The 2,449-nt window shown below is 63.3% G+C and carries 3 protein-coding genes; all 3 read left to right on the forward strand.

All coding sequences use genetic code 11. The features are described from left to right. Positions 1 to 1,254 (forward strand): feruloyl-CoA synthase (locus B3V69_RS07670; RefSeq protein WP_296445307.1); only part of this gene is annotated, 1,254 nt, incomplete at its 5' end. After that, a complete protein-coding gene (locus B3V69_RS07675; RefSeq protein ID WP_296445309.1) occupies positions 1,251 to 2,036 on the forward strand; it encodes an SDR family NAD(P)-dependent oxidoreductase in 786 nt (261 codons plus the stop codon). The genes B3V69_RS07670 and B3V69_RS07675, both read left to right, overlap by 4 nt. Positions 2,037 to 2,066: 30 nt before the next feature. Next, positions 2,067 to 2,449, forward strand: a 383-nt coding sequence (locus B3V69_RS07680; protein WP_296445311.1) for an ABC transporter substrate-binding protein, incomplete at its 3' end; no start/stop codon positions are given.

The raw sequence follows: 2,449 nt of genomic DNA on the forward strand, positions 1-2,449 counted from the left end.
GCCACCGGGCCCGACACCATTGCCAAGTTCCTGTTCACCTCGGGCTCGACCAAACTGCCCAAGGCCGTCATCAACACGCACCGCATGTGGTGCGCCAACCAGCAGCAGTTGCGCCAGTCGCTGGCGGTGCTGGCCGACGAGCCACCGGTGCTGGTGGACTGGCTGCCCTGGAACCATACCTTTGGCGGCAACCACAATTACGGCCTGGTCTTGTACAACGGCGGCACCTTCTACATTGACGATGGCAAACCGGTGCCCGCCCTGATAGGCGAAACTCTGCGCAACCTGCGCGAGATTGCGCCCACGGTGTACTTCAACGTGCCCACCGGCTTTGAAGCCATCGCCAACGCCATGCAGACCGATGCAGTGCTGCGAAAGACTTTGCTCAGCCGCGTCAAGATGTTTTTCTACGCTGGCGCGGCCCTGGCCCAGCCCGTGTGGGATGCCCTGCACCGCATCCAGGAGGCCGAGGTCGGCGAGCGCATCGTCATGGGCACCGGTCTGGGCATGACCGAATCCGGGCCGTTCGCCATTTTTGTCACCCGCCACGACGTCAAATCGGGTGACCTGGGGGTGCCCACGCCGGGGCTTGAACTCAAGCTGGTGCCGACGCAGGGAAAGATGGAGGTCCGCTACCGGGGGCCCAACATCACTCCCGGGTACTGGCGTGCGCCCGATGAGACGGCAGAGCACTTCGACGAAGAAGGCTTCTTCTGCAGCGGCGACGCCGTCGCATGGATTGACAGGAACGACATCCACCAGGGCCTCAAGTTTGATGGCCGCATTGCCGAAGACTTCAAGCTGGCCACCGGCACGTTTGTCAGCGTCGGCCCGCTGCGCGGCAAGATCATCGCCGCCGGAGCGCCCTATGTGCAAGACGCGGTGCTGACCGGCATCAACCTGAAGGAAGTCGGCGCCTTGATCTTCCCCACCGCGGCCTGCCGACGTTTAAGCGGACTGGACGCCGCGGCCTCGATGAAAGAGGTGCTGGAAAGCCCGGCCGTGCAAGCCCATTTCCAGACCGTCGTCAATCAACTGGCGGCCCACAGCACGGGCAGCGCCAATCGCATTGCACGCGCCTACCTGATGGCAGAGCCGCCCTCCATTGATCGCGGAGAAGTCACCGACAAAGGCTCCATCAACCAGCGCGCCGTGCTCAAGCACCGCGAAGCCCTGGTCAACGCCCTGCACGAGGGCACGCTGAGCCCCATCATTCAACCCACCCAAGCCACTCAAAAAGGAAACACAGCATGAACATTCAAGAACAGGCCGCACTCATTACTGGCGGCGCATCGGGTCTGGGCGAAGCCACCGCCCGCGAACTGGCACGGCTGGGCGCCCGAGTAGCGGTGCTCGATGTCAACATGACCCTCGCCGAGAAGGTGGTCGCCGAACTGAACGCGCAATATGGCGCCGGCCGCGCCGTCGCCTGCCAATGCGACATCACCAGCAGCGACAGCGTCACGGCGGCTTTGGCCAAGGCCGCCGTCGCGCACGGCCCGGCCCGCATCCTCATGAACGTTGCCGGCATTGGCGCAGCCAAACGCATCGTGCAAAGAGACGGCTCGGCGGCGCCACTGGAAGACTTTGCCCGCGTCATCAACATCAACCTGATCGGCAGCTACAACATCAGCCGCCTGTTTGCCGCCGCCTGCGTCAAGCTCGACGCACTGGAAGACGGCGAGCGCGGCGTCATGATGTTTACCGCCTCGGTCGCCGCTTTTGATGGCCAAGTCGGCCAGCAGGCCTACAGCGCATCCAAAGGCGGGCTGGTAGGCATGACGCTGCCGATGGCGCGCGATCTGGCGCAGTACGGCATCCGCGTCTGCACCGTGGCACCGGGGCTGTTTGCAACGCCCCTCATGCAACAGCTGCCCGAAGCGGTGCAAGCCTCGCTGGCGGCCTCGATCCCGTTTCCGCCGCGCCTGGGTAAACCCCAAGAGTTTGCGCAGCTGGCTTGTCACATCGTCACCAACGGCCACCTCAACGGCGAGGTGATCCGTCTGGACGGGGCCTTGCGTATGGCGCCGCGCTGACTTGTTTTATTCACCCACGGAGACATCAAAATGAAGCATTCCAAATCCCTGATTACCCTCGCTGTTGCCGCACTGGCCGCAACGTCTGCACTGGCTGACATCAACATCGGCGTCAGCCTGTCGCTCACCGGCCCCACTTCTGCGTTGGGCATTCCGATCAAGAATGAGATCGCCATGTGGCCGACCAGCATAGGCGGTGAAAAGCTCAATGTGATCATTCTTGACGACGCGACCGATCCGGCCAATGCCACCAAGAATGCACGCCGCTTCGTCACCGAGGACAAGGTCGACATCCTGTTGGGCTCTGTTGCCACGCCACCGGCCAATGCGGTCGCCGCCGTGGCGTCGGAAACCGGCACCATGCACCTGACTTTTGCGCCAATCGACGTCTCCACGAACAAGGCGCCCTGGTC

Origin of the sequence: Rhodoferax sp. UBA5149, from assembly GCF_002413825.1 — a bacterium.
In the GTDB taxonomy this organism is placed as follows: domain Bacteria; phylum Pseudomonadota; class Gammaproteobacteria; order Burkholderiales; family Burkholderiaceae_C; genus Rhodoferax.